This window comes from Kosakonia oryzendophytica (genome assembly GCF_900094925.1).
GTDB classification, from domain to species: domain Bacteria; phylum Pseudomonadota; class Gammaproteobacteria; order Enterobacterales; family Enterobacteriaceae; genus Kosakonia; species Kosakonia oryzendophytica.
Map to the genome: position 1 here is coordinate 216,825 of NZ_FMAY01000003.1, position 15,103 is coordinate 231,927.

General features: G+C 52.1%; 13 protein-coding genes. 3 read left to right on the forward strand and 10 right to left on the reverse strand.

From position 1 onward, the window contains the following. Window positions 1-44: 44 nt before the first annotated feature. Window positions 45-1,091 carry a PLP-dependent cysteine synthase family protein gene (locus GA0061071_RS07125; protein WP_088236763.1) on the forward strand — a complete coding sequence of 349 codons (1,047 nt, stop codon included), beginning with the start codon at window positions 45-47 and terminating at the stop codon, window positions 1,089-1,091. A gap of 44 nt (window positions 1,092-1,135) precedes the next feature. On the opposite strand, the gene cof is transcribed toward GA0061071_RS07125, so the two are convergent. Next, the gene (gene cof / locus GA0061071_RS07130) at window positions 1,136-1,954 is read right to left on the reverse strand and encodes an HMP-PP phosphatase (protein WP_061497170.1); all 819 of its coding nucleotides are present in this window, start codon (window positions 1,952-1,954) and stop codon (window positions 1,136-1,138) included. 99 nt (window positions 1,955-2,053) lie between these two features. Here cof and GA0061071_RS07135 point away from each other — a divergent pair, with 99 nt between their 5' ends. Continuing rightward, a complete protein-coding gene (locus GA0061071_RS07135; RefSeq protein WP_088236764.1) occupies window positions 2,054-3,751 on the forward strand; it encodes an SgrR family transcriptional regulator in 1,698 nt (565 codons plus the stop codon). A 66-nt stretch (window positions 3,752-3,817) separates the two neighbouring features. Continuing rightward, the gene (gene queC / locus GA0061071_RS07140) at window positions 3,818-4,513 is read left to right on the forward strand and encodes a 7-cyano-7-deazaguanine synthase QueC (protein ID WP_088236765.1); all 696 of its coding nucleotides are present in this window, start codon (window positions 3,818-3,820) and stop codon (window positions 4,511-4,513) included. Between the two features lie 71 nt (window positions 4,514-4,584). On the opposite strand, the gene GA0061071_RS07145 is transcribed toward queC, so the two are convergent. The 9 genes from GA0061071_RS07145 to bolA all read right to left on the reverse strand — a co-directional run bounded on the left by GA0061071_RS07145 (window position 4,585) and on the right by bolA (window position 15,000). Next, entirely contained in the window at window positions 4,585-4,992 is a 408-nt protein-coding gene (locus GA0061071_RS07145; protein ID WP_061497173.1) for a YbgC/FadM family acyl-CoA thioesterase, read from the reverse strand. A 95-nt stretch (window positions 4,993-5,087) separates the two neighbouring features. Continuing rightward, the gene (locus GA0061071_RS07150) at window positions 5,088-5,468 is read right to left on the reverse strand and encodes a helix-hairpin-helix domain-containing protein (RefSeq protein ID WP_088236766.1); all 381 of its coding nucleotides are present in this window, start codon (window positions 5,466-5,468) and stop codon (window positions 5,088-5,090) included. A gap of 158 nt (window positions 5,469-5,626) precedes the next feature. Then, window positions 5,627-7,498, reverse strand: a complete 1,872-nt coding sequence (gene ppiD, locus GA0061071_RS07155; protein WP_088236767.1) for a peptidylprolyl isomerase — start codon at window positions 7,496-7,498, stop codon at window positions 5,627-5,629. A gap of 206 nt (window positions 7,499-7,704) precedes the next feature. Further along, a complete protein-coding gene (hupB, locus tag GA0061071_RS07160) occupies window positions 7,705-7,977 on the reverse strand; it encodes a nucleoid-associated protein HU-beta (RefSeq protein WP_007373541.1) in 273 nt (90 codons plus the stop codon). A gap of 210 nt (window positions 7,978-8,187) precedes the next feature. Next, window positions 8,188-10,542, reverse strand: coding sequence for an endopeptidase La (gene lon, locus GA0061071_RS07165; RefSeq protein WP_061497177.1), 2,355 nt, complete (start codon window positions 10,540-10,542; stop codon window positions 8,188-8,190). Window positions 10,543-10,725: 183 nt separating this feature from the next. Beyond that, window positions 10,726-12,000, reverse strand: a complete 1,275-nt coding sequence (gene clpX, locus GA0061071_RS07170; protein ID WP_061497178.1) for an ATP-dependent protease ATP-binding subunit ClpX — start codon at window positions 11,998-12,000, stop codon at window positions 10,726-10,728. Window positions 12,001-12,127: 127 nt separating this feature from the next. After that, window positions 12,128-12,751 carry an ATP-dependent Clp endopeptidase proteolytic subunit ClpP gene (gene clpP / locus GA0061071_RS07175; RefSeq protein WP_017458886.1) on the reverse strand — a complete coding sequence of 208 codons (624 nt, stop codon included), beginning with the start codon at window positions 12,749-12,751 and terminating at the stop codon, window positions 12,128-12,130. Between the two features lie 282 nt (window positions 12,752-13,033). Beyond that, window positions 13,034-14,332: a trigger factor gene (gene tig / locus GA0061071_RS07180; RefSeq protein ID WP_061497179.1), complete on the reverse strand. Its 1,299-nt coding sequence runs from the start codon at window positions 14,330-14,332 to the stop codon at window positions 13,034-13,036. A gap of 350 nt (window positions 14,333-14,682) precedes the next feature. Beyond that, window positions 14,683-15,000 carry a transcriptional regulator BolA gene (bolA, locus tag GA0061071_RS07190; RefSeq protein ID WP_061500132.1) on the reverse strand — a complete coding sequence of 106 codons (318 nt, stop codon included), beginning with the start codon at window positions 14,998-15,000 and terminating at the stop codon, window positions 14,683-14,685. Window positions 15,001-15,103 lie beyond the last annotated feature (103 nt).

The window sequence follows — 15,103 nt, forward strand, 5'->3', positions numbered from 1 at the left end:
TGCTTTCGCTAGACTGGGCACAAAATGACAAACGGAAACGCACCATGAATAGCTGGGTTAAATACGCCATTAACGAGATCAACGCCGATGCACAGCGCTCAGCAGATACGCATCTGATTCGGCTGATGCTGCCGGGTTTTCCGGGGATCAATCTCTATTTGAAAGATGAAAGCACCCATCCTACCGGCAGTCTGAAGCATCGTCTGGCACGCTCACTGTTTCTGTACGGTCTGTGTAACGGTTGGATCAAAGAAGGCACGACGATTATAGAAGCCTCTTCCGGTTCCACCGCCGTTTCAGAAGCCTGGTTCGCCCGCCTGCTGGGTTTGCCATTTATCGCAGTCATGCCCTACTGCACGGCGAAACGCAAGGTTGAACAGATTGAGTTTTACGGCGGCCGTTGTCACTTTGTGGATAGCGCCTGTGAGATCTACGCCGAATCTGAACGGCTGGCGAAAACGTTGAATGGTCACTATATGGATCAGTTCACCTATGCTGAACGCGCCACCGATTGGCGAGGCAATAATAACATCGCCGACAGCATATTCCGGCAGATGAAAAACGAACCCTATCCGCAGCCCGATTACATCGTCATGAGCGCGGGAACAGGCGGCACCTCAGCCACCCTTGGCCGCTATATTCGTAGCCAGGGCTATGACACACAGTTGCTGGTGGTGGATCCGGAAAACTCAGTCTTTCTTGATTACTGGCAACAGCGCGACGCCAGTTTGCGCAGCCCGGTGGGCAGTAAAATTGAGGGGATAGGCCGCCCGCGCGTGGAGCCTTCATTTATTGCCGATGTGGTGGATGAAATGTTGCGCGTACCGGATGCCGCCAGCGTCGCCACCGCGCAGTGGCTGGAAACGCAACTGGGCCGTAAAGTTGGCGCGTCTACCGGCACCAATATGTGGGGCGCATTACAACTTGCTGTGAGGATGCGTGCCGAAGGGCGTCGTGGGGCTATCGTGACGCTGCTGTGCGACAGCGGCGACCGCTACCTCGATACCTATTACAACCCACAGTGGGTGGCGGCCAACATGGGCGATATTACGCCCTGGAGCGCAGAAATTACCCGTCTGGTCCAGGCATAAAAAAAGCCGGGTAACAGTTACCCGGCTTGCTGGAAAAATCGTCGTCATTCGGGGGAATAAGGAAGATGTGGTGTGTCCAGCCAGTGTGTCAAAAAGTGAGACACCGCCTGATCGCGGCAGTGCCCGATAACCGGTAAATGAGGCAATGCCGCTCGCAGTTGCGGCATGGCGTTGCCCATAATCATGCCGTAGCCCACGCTTTCAAGCATTTCCCGGTCATTCATCGCATCGCCAAACGCCATACAATCCTGCAACGTATAACCCAGCGACGCGCTCAGTACCGCCAGCGCGGCACCTTTATTGCAACCTAACGGCAGTACTTCCAGGCAATATTCTGCGGAGAAGCATAAATGCGCGCGCTCGCCGAGCGCCTCATTAAGCTGAATACGCAGCCGGCAAAGATCATCATGCTCGCCAACAAAACAGATTTTGGTGACATCGTAAGCCGATAACCGCTTGAGATCCGCCAGTTGGTAGGTAAAACCGCTTTGCATATGCGCTTCCAGCATTTCCGGAAAGACGCGATCCGTCAGCCAGCCCGAGTCATTAAAAACATGAACGGTAGCTGAGGTTTCCCATTTGCTGTGCAGCACCCGATCTGCCACTTCCGGATCCAGATCCTGCCGATACAGCACATCACCTTCCCGGGAGTGGATGCGGGTGCCATTGCCGGTAATCAGAAATGCATCCAGCGCCAGGCTTCGGGTGATGCGCTGCATCTCAAGAGCATGTCGGCCGGTGGCAAACGCCAGAGTGATTTCGCGATCGTACAGGCGACGGAGCGTAGCCAGTGTTTGTTCGCCAAAACGATGGTCGGGCATTAACAGGGTGCCATCCATGTCAAAAGCGGCCAGACGAGCCATAAATATTTCTCCGAATAGGGTGCCGTTGTGTTGCTATCCAGTATTGCCTGATATATACGGAAGTAATACTGAATAGATAAAAATTATTGTTCCGGGTTTATGCGACAACTCAATCGACTCCATCAGTACCAGCGACTGTGGCACGCCACAGATGGCGAAGCGCAATCCGTGAGCGTCGCCGAGCTGGCAGCGCGCTGCTTTTGCAGTGAGCGTCATATGCGCACGCTACTGCGACAGATGCAGCAGGCAGGATGGTTAAGCTGGCAATCGCAGTCCGGGCGCGGTAAACGGGGTGAGCTGCATTTCCGGGTGACGCCTGAATCGCTGCGAAGCGAAATGCTGGAACAGGCACTGAACACCGGACAGCAGCAAAATGCGCTGGCTCTCGCACAGCTTGATGCCGACGACCTGCGCACTTTGCTCAATCCGTTCCTCGGCGGTTTCTGGCAAAACGAAACACCTACGTTACGTATTCCCTACTATCGACCGTTGGATCCTCTGGTACCCGGTTTTCTTCCGGGCCGCGCGGAACAACATCTTGCCGGGCAAATTTTCAGTGGATTGACCCGCTTTACGCCACGCAGCACGCTACCGCAGGGCGATCTGGCGCACCACTGGGATATCAGCAATGACGGTCTGTCCTGGCGTTTCCATCTGCACTCAACCCTGCACTGGCACAATGGCGATGCCGTCACCGCCGGGCAATTACAGCAACGATTACTGCTGTTGCTAGAGCTGCCTGCGCTTCGTAAGTTGTTCGCCAGCGTCGACGGCATTGAGATCACACATCCCTGGTGTCTGACCTTTACACTGCACCGACCTGACTACTGGCTGGCACATCGTCTTGCCAGTTATGTCAGTTGCCTTGCGCATCCGCAGCACCCCCTCATCGGCACCGGCCCATTTCGACTGCTGACCTTTAGTCGGGAACTGGTGCGGCTGGAGAGCCACGATCACTATCATTTGGGTCATCCGTTGCTAAAAGCCGTCGAGTTCTGGATCACGCCGCAACTGTTTGATCGGGATCTGGGCACCAGTTGTCGGCACCCGGTGGAAATTGCTATTGGCGAACCGGATGAGCTTCAGCATTTACAACCCGTGAGTAACAGCATCAGCCTGGGATTCTGTTACCTTGCTCAACGACCGGGCGCGCGACTGAGTCAGGCACAATTACGCCGTCTGGTGCAAATTATTCACGATACGTCGCTGTTACAGACACTGCCGCTGGATGAAAACCTGATCAATCCCACCCGTGAATTATTGCCTGGCTGGAAAATGCCGGACTGGCCGCCACAAAACGCACCTCTGCCCGAAAAACTCACTTTGCTCTACCATTTACCGGTTGAACTCCACACCATGGCAGAACAGTTGAAGCGTTATCTCACCACGCTCGGCTGCGAACTGACGCTTCTCTTCCATGACGGTAAAAACTGGGATGGGTGTACTCAACTGGCATCTGCCGATCTGATGATGGGAGACCGCTTAATTGGCGAAGCGCCGGAATATGCCCTTGAACAATGGCTGCGCTGCGATCCACTGTGGCCAAACCTGCTGAGCGCGCCACACGTTGCTCATCTGCAAACCACCCTGGACGCCGTACAACGTCAAGCCGATGAACGAGAACGTAATCTGGCGCTACAGGATGTGTTCAACACGCTAATGAATGATGCGATCCTGACGCCACTGTTTAATTATCAGTACCGTATCAGTGCGCCGCCCGGTGTTGAGGGGATTCATTTGAATACCCGCGGCTGGTTCGATTTTGCCGAAGCCTGGATACCGGCCCCCGCGCGGTGAAGAAGCTGGTCGCTGTCGGCGGCACGCGCTACCATAGTGTTTTATTTGTGATTGCCAGGAAGAATTATGAAACGTGCCGTTGTTGTGTTTAGTGGCGGACAGGATTCCACAACCTGCCTTGTTCAGGCATTGCAGCAATATGATGAAGTTCACTGTGTCACCTTTGATTATGGCCAGCGTCATCGCGCCGAAATCGACGTGGCGCGGGAACTGGCGCAGGTGCTTGGCGCACGTGCCCACAAAGTGCTGGATGTCACCCTGCTAAATGAACTGGCGGTAAGCAGTCTGACCCGCGACAGCATTCCTGTGCCGGACTATCAACCCGACGCCACCGGCATCCCGAGTACCTTTGTGCCAGGGCGCAATATTCTGTTTCTGACGCTGGCGGCGGTGTATGCGTATCAGGTGCAGGCTGAAGCTGTGATCACTGGCGTGTGTGAAACAGACTTTTCAGGTTATCCGGACTGCCGGGATGAATTTGTCAAAGCGCTTAACCATGCCGTAAACCTGGGGCTGGCGAAAGATATCCGCTTCGAAACGCCGCTTATGTGGATCGATAAAGCCGAAACCTGGGCGCAGGCCGATTACTGGGGCAAACTGGATCTGGTGCGTAGCGAAACGTTGACCTGTTATAACGGTATCAAAGGCGATGGCTGCGGCCATTGCGCAGCCTGTAATCTGCGCGCAAACGGCTTGCAACACTACCTGGCGGATAAATCCGGCGTGATGGCGACAATGAAACAAAAAACAGGCCTGAAATAATACGGATATGCAGACCGGGCTCGTGGTGACCGTTCCGGTCTGCAAACTGGCAATACGATTTGTGTATTTACTCAGTCGCCTTCACGGATCATCTTTTCCAATTTTTCCCGTAGCTCTCCTTCCAGCGCCAGCGCTTTTTGGGTTTTCAGATCGATACAGACAAATGTCACCAGCGCATCCGCTACGACCTGCCCTTCCGGATCTAACGTAACGACCTGACTCAACACCCCGCTTTTGCCATTGATCTGCTGAACGTGGCTGGTCACGGTTAACACATCGCCAAGCACCGCCGGACGACGATAGTTAATATTGATATTCACCACCACGAAAGCGATGTTGTTGGCGGTCATCCACTTAAAACTGTCGTTGTTTTCCAGTCCGTCCCAGCGTGCTTCTTCGAGGAATTCAAGATAGCGGGCATTATTGACGTGCTGGTACACATCAAGATGGAAACCACGAACTTTGATTTGAGTCTGCATAGCGCGTTAACCTTTACCGTTTATTGTTATAGAGACAGAGGTCATACTGGTATGACCTCTTTATTCTGGCAAAGATTTTCGACTACGCAAGCACCTTACAGTTTCAGGTGCGCCAGGTTGCGTTCAACCAGCGCGCCCCCCATTCCTGGCACCTGTTTAAGATCCTCCAGCGTCTTGAAGGGACCGTATTCATCCCTGTAGCTGACAATGGCTTGTGCCTTCTTAAGACCGACGCCATTCATCACTCTCGCCAGATCTTCCGCACTTGCGCTATTAATGCTGATCCGGGCACCACCCTCCTCTTCCGTGGTTTTTGCTGAATCCTGCGCTTTTGCCTGTAGTGAAGAAGAGGCATCGCTTTTGCTCTGTGTAATCGGCGGTTTTGCCCCTGCTGCTGGTGCGGCAAGGGCGCTATAACTCAGAGCCGAGCACGCAACGGTAAGGGTAATTAAAAGTGCTTTGATTCCATGTTTCATCCTGTTTTCTCCTTTGTTTTCAAAAGCAAGGCAACGATACCCAGGAGAGTAAGAACGGACAAACGGCAAAATCATAAAATGGAAAAGGCCGCGAAAGCGGCCTTTGAAGATTGCAAAACGTTGCAAATTTTTGAGAGGTTCTTCGAACCTCTTGCGGCTTACTGCTGCTCAGCCATGCTGCCAAGTTTGATTTTGGCTTCTTTACGCAAATTACTCATCAGTGCTTCAAAAGCGATCTGCGCATTATTCTGCGTGATGCCCTGAACCATCGCTTTCTTCTGCGCATCCGGCATGCTGCCTGCTTTAACTTCATCCAGCGCGATAATCACAACATTGCCCTGCTGATCGCTGGCAGTGCCGAAGGAGGGTTTATCCTGCGCTGGCAACGGCAGGTTAAAGGCAGCCTGGCTGATCGGATCCTGGCTGACACGGCCCAGCGTTTTTGCCTGACCGAAGCTCAGATTTGCCGCTTTCAGTGCATCATCACCTTTACCCGCTTTCAGGTCGCTAACCAGTTTTTCCGCATCCAGCTTCGCCTGCTGCTCTGCTTTGGTATGCTTCACGATCTCGCTAACCTGCGCTTTTACATCATCCAGCGGTTTGATGGCTTCAGCTTTATGGTCGGTAATACGCAGCACGAATGCGCGGTCACCATCAACAGTAATGATATCGGAGTTACTGCCTGGCGCGCCGTTCTGTCCAACCAGACCACCATTGAAAATAGCGTCGCTCACGGGTTTAAAGTTCAGCTCTTCCGGCAGATTATCGCGACCAAACCACCCGGTCTGCACGGCTTTAGCACCTGCTGCCTGCTCTGCGCCGGCCAGAGATTCATTATCATTGCTCGCGGCTTCGCTCACTTTCTGTTGCAGTGCATACCAGGCATCCAGCGCTTTTTCCTGCTTCACTTTCTCTGCCAGTTCGCTGCGCACATCGTTAAGCGGCTTAACCTGCGCGGGCTGAATGTCATCAAGACGCGCAACAAGGAAACCGACAGAAGATTTGATCACACCAGACAGCTGGCCTTTCTCTTTGAGACCGGCGTTTTTCAGCTCATCCGGGGTTGTGCCCTCTTCCAGCCATCCCATATCACCGCCATTACGGGCAGAGATAATGTCAGACGATTTCGCCTTTGCGACGGTTGCGAAATCAGCGCCTTTATTCAGCTCATCCAGTACGGCCCTGGCTTCGTCTTCCGTTTTGGTCTGAATAATGCTGTAACGATTACGCTGTGGCTGAGTGAACTGATCCTGATGCTGATCGTAGTAAGCCTGAATTTCCGCATCACTGGCGTTTTCCTGCATCGCGGCCGCATCCAGCTTGATGTAGCTCACGCGGAACTGCTCTGGCGAAACAAAACGGCTCTTGTTCTGATCGTAATAGCTGGCAATTTCCTGATCGCTGGCAGTCTGTTTGGCCGCCAGTGCATTAACGTCAATCACCGCCTGGCGCACAACGCGCTGCTGAGCGACCAGCGCCGCCAGCTCATCCGTTTCACCTTTCAGCATAAAATCGGTGCCTGCGACCGCATTGATCAACTGCTGGGAGGTTAACTGGTTACGTAATGCTTGCGCGTATTGATCGGCGCTCATGCCCATTTGATTTACCAGAGCGTTGAAACGGGCATTATCAAATTTGCCATTGGACTGGAAAGCCTGGGTCGAGAAAATGGCTTTTTTCACCTGCTCATCGCTGATACCAAGGTGTAATTTTTTGGCGTACTGGTCCAGCAGCGCTTCGTCAATCATGCGATTAAGCACCTGCTGACGTACAGATTTCATGTAGTTTTCGTTAGCAGCCAGTTCTGAAAACCGATCGCCCAACTGCTGCGCCATACGGTTACGTTCACCGGTCACGGCGTTTTCAAACTGTGCGCGGCCAATCTCCTGGCCATTAACTTCTGCGGCATAATTATTGTTACCGCCAATCAGGTAGTTACCCACGCCAGTCAAAATGAATGACACGATAATCAAACCCAGAATGATTTTGAGCACGACGTGATTCGCCGCCGCGCGTAAATTGTCCATCATGGTGTAACAACACTCCGCTGTAGGTGACTTTATATCTCAGGCAGCACAGTTGCCCGCTGCGCGTGAACGCGTATTCTGACAAGAAAACGGGGCAATTGTTAGCCCACAATGCGGATAAACTCGCAGAAAGTACATTCGGACAAAAAAAAAGGCACATCTCGCGATGCGCCCTTGATATTTACCGCTATCCCTCAAGGGATAAACGATCAGTTTACCGCGTCTTTCAGTGCCTTACCTGCGCGGAACCCCGGAACTTTCGCTGCGGCGATGGTAATTTCTTTGCCGGTCTGAGGGTTGCGGCCAGTACGGGCAGCACGCTCTTTAACCGCGAAAGTACCAAAACCTACCAGTGCCACATCGTCCCCGGATTTCAGTGATTCGGTCACGGAAGCAATTAAAGCATCTAACGCACGTCCAGCCGCAGCTTTAGAGATATCAGCACCTGCGGCAATCTTGTCTATCAGTTGAGATTTATTCACTCTTCTCTTCCTCTCTTTATAATTTATATCGCACCTGCATCCTTCACAGCGCGACCGCGCAGCAGTTATATCAGGCCTCTCATGCCCTTACAACACCAGTTGTTGATGACACACCCAACCAGCAATCTAAATTAGCTATACAAAAAAAGGCTGGCAAGTACGAAATCACTCACCAGCCTTGTTTTTATCAACGCACTTTGCGCGAGGTCACTATTTTACCGTCGCAACCTGCATACCAAAGGGTTCATTCTGCAACGCAAGGCTCAAAACTTCCTCAATACGCTTAACCGGATGAATATCCAAATCAGCGACGACGTTATCCGGAATCTCTTCCAGGTCACGTTTGTTTTCGTAAGGAATCAGAACAGTCTTAATGCCACCCCGGTGCGCAGCCAGCAGTTTTTCCTTCAACCCGCCGATCGGCAGAACCTGACCACGCAGGGTTATTTCACCCGTCATCGCCACATCCGCACGAACCGGGTTACCGGTCAGGCAGGAAACCAGTGCGGTGCACATCGCAATACCTGCGCTCGGGCCATCTTTCGGCGTCGCCCCTTCCGGAACGTGAACGTGAATATCACGTTTTTCGTAGAAATCACCGTTAATGCCCAGTTTCTCCGCACGCGCGCGCACGACCGTAAGCGCCGCCTGGATAGACTCCTGCATCACTTCGCCCAGTGAGCCGGTGTAAGTCAGTTTGCCTTTACCCGGTACACACGCGGTTTCGATGGTCAGCAGGTCGCCGCCAACTTCCGTCCACGCCAGACCGGTGACCTGACCCACGCGGTTTTCGTCATCAGCGCGACCATAGTCGAAGCGCTGAACGCCCAGATAGTCATGCAGGTTGTCACCATTAATCTCGATGTGTTTGAGGGACGGATCCAGCAGCAGCTGTTTAACCGCCTTACGACACAGTTTAGAGATTTCACGCTCCAGACCACGCACACCCGCTTCACGGGTGTAGTAACGGATAATGCCGACGATTGCGCTGTCATCCACCGTTAATTCGTTTTCTTTCAGAGCGTTACGCTCAATCTGTTTTGTCAACAGATGGCGTTTGGCAATGTTCAGTTTTTCGTCTTCGGTGTAACCGGAAAGACGGATCACTTCCATACGATCCAGCAGTGGCGCCGGGATATTCATGGAGTTAGAGGTGGCCACGAACATTACATCGCTGAGGTCGTAATCCACTTCCAGGTAGTGATCGCTGAACGCCACGTTCTGCTCCGGATCCAAGACTTCCAGCAGTGCTGAAGCCGGATCGCCACGCATGTCAGACGACATTTTGTCGATTTCATCGAGCAGGAACAGCGGGTTTTTGACCCCCACTTTCGCCATCTTCTGGATCAGTTTACCCGGCATAGAACCGATGTAGGTACGACGGTGACCGCGTATTTCCGCTTCGTCACGCACGCCGCCCAATGCCATACGGATGTACTTACGCCCTGTTGCTTTCGCAATGGACTGGCCCAGAGAGGTTTTACCTACCCCCGGCGGCCCTACCAGACACAGGATCGGCCCTTTGAGTTTGTTCATACGGCTTTGTACCGCAAGGTACTCAAGAATACGGTCTTTCACGCGTTCAAGGCCGTAATGATCCGTGTCGAGGATCTCCTGCGCCTGACGCAGGTCTTTTTTGACCTTGCTGCGGGCGTTCCAGGGTACCTGCACCATCCATTCGATATAGCCGCGCACGACCGTTGCTTCCGCAGACATCGGCGACATCATTTTCAGCTTCTGCAGCTCGGATTCGGCTTTCTCTTTCGCCTCTTTCGGCATTTTCGCCGCGTCGATTTTACGCTTCAGCGCTTCGTTTTCGTCCGGCGCATCATCCATCTCACCCAGCTCTTTCTGAATGGCTTTCATTTGCTCATTCAGGTAGTACTCACGCTGGGATTTTTCCATCTGCTTTTTGACGCGGTTGCGGATACGTTTCTCAACCTGCAGCAGATCGATTTCAGATTCCATCATTGCCATCAGATATTCCAGACGCTCATTCACGTCGGACATCTCCAGCACGGACTGCTTATCCGCCAGCTTCAGCGGCATATGCGCAGCGATGGTATCCGCCAGGCGAGCCGGATCGTCGATGCTGTTCAACGACGTCAGCACTTCCGGGGGGATCTTTTTGTTCAGCTTGATATAGCCTTCAAACTGACTGATGGCTGTACGAACCAGAACCTCCTGTTCACGCTCGTCAATGGCGGGTGATTCCAGGTATTCTGCCTTCGCAGAGAAGTGTTCGCCGTCATCAGCAAGTGTCGTGATGCGCGCACGCTGCAGCCCTTCGACCAACACTTTTACAGTGCCATCAGGCAGTTTCAACATCTGCAAAATAGACGCCACGGTCCCGACGGTGAAAAGATCGTTTACACCCGGCTCATCCGTTGACGCTTCCTTCTGCGCAACCAGCATGATTTTTTTATCATGGTCCATGGCCGCTTCCAGACAACGGATAGACTTTTCCCGTCCCACAAATAACGGAATGACCATGTGCGGATAAACCACCACATCGCGCAATGGCAATACGGGGATTTCAATGCGTTCAGAACGCTCAGGATTCATAGAGCTCTCTCTTAGTTTAAAGTCCGCCAGGTAATCAGGTGACGTGACTGTGCAACACGCACCATTAACATGTAAAGCAGTATATGGGGATGTTTCCCACACATTCAACGGCGGGAATACGGAAAAATAAAAGGGGGGATAAAATCCCCCCTTTTTAATTAACTGATTGTATGAATTGATGAATTATTCACCAGATGCTTGCTGCGCTTCCGGCTTACCGTAAATCAGCAACGGTTTGGTTTGCCCGCCGATCACCGACTCATCAATCACCACTTTTTCAACATCTTCCATCGACGGCAGATCGTACATGGTGTCAAGCAGCGCGGCTTCAACGATAGAACGCAGACCACGCGCGCCGGTTTTACGCGCCATGGCTTTTTTGGCGATGGCGTCCAGCGCTTCGTCACGGAACTCCAGATCCACGCCTTCCAGGTTGAACAACGCTTGATACTGTTTAGTCAGGGCGTTTTTCGGCTCTTTCAGGATCTGGATCAGCGCTTCTTCGCTCAGTTCATTCAACGTCGCCACTACCGGCAAACGACCAATAAACTCAGGAATCAGACCAAATTTGATCAGATCTTCCGGCTCAACCTGTGCCAGCAGTTCGCCTTCGTTGGCTTTTTCTGATTTGGCCTTCACCGTCGCGCCAAAACCAATGCCGGAGCCGGTTTCAACACGATGAGAAATCACTTTATCGAGACCAGCGAATGCACCACCGCAAATAAACAGGATCTTAGAGGTGTCGACCTGCAAGAACTCCTGCTGCGGGTGTTTGCGTCCCCCTTGCGGCGGAACGGCGGCCACGGTGCCTTCAATCAGTTTCAGCAACGCTTGCTGCACGCCTTCACCGGAAACATCACGGGTGATTGACGGGTTATCAGATTTACGGGAAATTTTGTCGATCTCATCGATGTAGACAATCCCGCGCTGGGCTTTCTGTACGTCGTAGTCGCACTTCTGCAGCAGCTTCTGAATAATGTTTTCGACGTCTTCACCCACATAGCCCGCTTCGGTCAGCGTAGTGGCGTCGGCCATCGTAAAAGGAACGTCCAGCAGGCGCGCCAGCGTCTCCGCCAGCAACGTTTTACCGGAACCTGTCGGCCCGATCAGCAAGATATTGCTTTTGCCCAGTTCCACGCCATTGCTGGTGTCGCCATTGCGCAAGCGTTTGTAGTGGTTATACACCGCAACCGCCAGCACTTTTTTCGCCTGTTCCTGACCAATTACATAATCATCAAGATGATGGCGAATTTCATGCGGGGTCGGCAGCGCGCTGCGCTCCCGGTGCGGCGCAACTTCTTTAATCTCTTCGCGAATAATGTCGTTACACAGATCAACACATTCGTCGCAGATATACACTGACGGCCCGGCAATCAGCTTACGCACTTCATGCTGGCTTTTGCCGCAAAAAGAGCAATACAACAGTTTGCCCGAACCATCTTTGCGTTTATCTGTCATGAGTCAAAACCTCTTATCTGTTCTTTGTGCCGCACATGACGACGCAAATGCCATTCCAGGCGCAAAACGTTACTCAAGCATTATGCCGCTTGTACTGAATAGTATAGCGGCACATGCAGCCAGGGCATTAGTTACGATGGGTTAAAATTGAATCAACCAGACCATATTCCACGGCTTCCTGCGCAGCAAGGAAACGGTCACGCTCAGTATCTCGTTCAATTTGTTCTAATGATTGACCCGTGTGGTGCGCCATAAGTTCATTCATGCGCCCTTTCACTTTCAGGATTTCGCGGGCGTGGATCTCAATGTCCGTCGCCTGTCCCTGATAACCGCCCAGCGGTTGGTGAATCATGACGCGTGAATTCGGCAGGCAAAAACGCTTGCCTTTTGCGCCAGCCGTCAGCAGGAATGCGCCCATTGACGCGGCCTGCCCCATACAAATGGTGCTGACGTCCGGCTTGATAAACTGCATGGTGTCGTAAATAGACATCCCGGCGGTGATCACCCCGCCCGGTGAGTTAATGTACAGGTAAATGTCTTTTTCCGGGTTTTCTGCTTCGAGAAACAGCATTTGCGCCACAATCAGGTTCGCCATATGGTCTTCGACCTGGCCGGTCAGAAAAATCACGCGTTCCTTGAGAAGACGGGAGTAGATATCAAAAGAGCGCTCACCACGTGAGGTCTGTTCAATAACCATTGGCACCAGGGCCATATGGGGTGCAAAGTTATCTCGTTCGCCGCTGTATGACATTTCCGTCTCCTGGATATAAAAATAAACAAACCTGCTGTACTGATTGTACTTGAGTGAGTCGGGTCTGACTATGACCGCTCACGGACGGAAATCAGCCAGAGTGATACTGTCACTATTCCCTTAGTGGGGATGACACTGTCTGTTTTCAAGCATAACAATCTTTTGCTGTTACGCTAACACTGAAACGCTCTTTTAGCACAGATCTGATAATGTCGATGCGATAAAAAAAGCCCGTCACCTGCAGGTGACGGGCTTATTGCTTTTAGCTATCGCAGAAGTCGATTAAGCCTGCTGGTTCATCAGTTCATTAAAGGAAGTGGCTTTCTCAGTCACTTTCGCTTTTTCCAGAACCGCTTCAACCGCTTGTTCTTCCAGCGCGACGTTACGCATGTTGTCCATCAGCTCTTTGTTTTTGCTGTAGAACTCGATAACTTCGGTCGGATCTTCGTAGGCAGAAGCCATCTCTTCGATCAGACCTTTCACGCGTGCTTCGTCAGCTTTCAGTTCGTTGGTGCGAATCACTTCGCCCAGCAGCAGACCAACAACAACGCGGCGTTTAGCCTGCTCTTCGAACAGCTCGCGCGGCAGTTCCAGAGCCTGTTTCTCGTTGCCGCCGAAACGCTGTGCAGCCTGACGACGCAGAACGTCGATTTCGCTGTCGATCAGCGCAGCAGGCACGTCGATTTCGTTAGCCTGAACCAGACCTTCGATAGCCTGAGATTTCACGCGGTTACGCACGGCACCTTTCAGCTCGCGCTCCATGTTTTTACGCACTTCAGCGCGCAGACCTGCAACAGAACCATCTTCAACGCCGAAACGTTTGATGAATTCCTCGGTCAGCTCCGGCAGTTCGCGCTCTTCAACTTTCTTCAGGTTGATGACGAACTTCGCTGCTTTACCTTTCAGGTTTTCAGCATGGTATTCTTCCGGGAAGGTCACATCGATAGTGAACTCTTCACCCGCTTTGTGACCTTTGATACCGTCTTCGAAGCCCGGGATCATACGGCCCTGGCCCATAGCCAGTACGAAATCAGTGGCTTTGCCGCCTTCGAACTCTTCGCCATCTACAGAACCGCTGAAATCAACGGTAACGCGATCTTCCGCATCAACAGCGCCATCTTTATCTTTCCAGGTCGCTTGTTGCTTACGCAGAGTTTCCAGCATGGTGTCGACGTCAGCGTCGGTCACTTCGACAATCGGTTTTTCAACTTCGATGGTGTCCAGCGCTTTCAGCTCAACTTCCGGATACACTTCGAACTCAACGGAGTAAGTGAAATCTTCGCCCAGTTTGTATTCGCCCGGAACGTAGTTCGGTGCGCCAGCCGGGTTGATTTTTTCCTGGATGATGGCGTCGATGAAGTTACGGCTCATCAGGTCGCCCAGCACGTCCTGGCGAACGGATGCGCCATAACGCTGAGCAACGACGGTCATCGGTACTTTGCCCTTACGGAAGCCGTCAATGCGAACTTTTTTCGCTACGTTGACCAGCTCGCTCTTCACAGCGGTCTCGATGCTGTCAGCAGCGATTGTAATCGTTACGCGGCGCCCAAGGCCCTGAGTGGTTTCAACTGAAACTTGCATCTTGTTACCTCAAAAAATCACAGTGCTCGGTCAACTCTACTCTGCGAAGCAAACCTTTTCGCTTTGCAGAACCGGAATGTTCTCTCAAATCAGATATACATTCCCTGTCGTCAGAATCATCCCGGAGACATTCCGAAAAATAAGACGCAGCATTATAGCGGCATCACAGATATGAGTCGAGAACGGGAATGCCGCAAAGCTGCGCCATTTTTCACACTTCTGAAGCAATTTCGCTCAAAAAATTGCGTTTCTCGCTCAAAATTCAGACAAAACAAAACGGCCCGTAGGCCGTTTTCACATAATCTGCATGCAACATACTGGAAAAGTTCAGCCTGTTGCAACCTGGTTTTCTAGGCGTGGGTTCCGGCTCCGCGACAGGGCGGTGAGGCGAAGAGGGTATCCTGCAACCCTTCCCATTCTTTATGGGTATAGGTATGCAGCGCAAGTGCATGCACCGTTGAAGACAGTTCTGCTGTCAACGTACCGTAAATCATGCGATGGCGGTTGAGAAAACGTTCGCCGGTAAAACGATCGCTTACCAGCACCACTTTGAAATGACTTTCAGAACCGGCAGGAACATTGTGACGATAGCTCTCGTCAACAACCTCCAGAAACAGGGGTTCAAATTCAGCTTTTAGTTTTTCTTCAATTTGTTCACGCATCATCATGATATACACCTCCGACAACGCTGAGATGCCAGCCATCTCTTTAAATGTTAGCCGCTTTTACCGTCTCCGTAACAATAAAACAACAAAAAATTAGCGTTCGTCT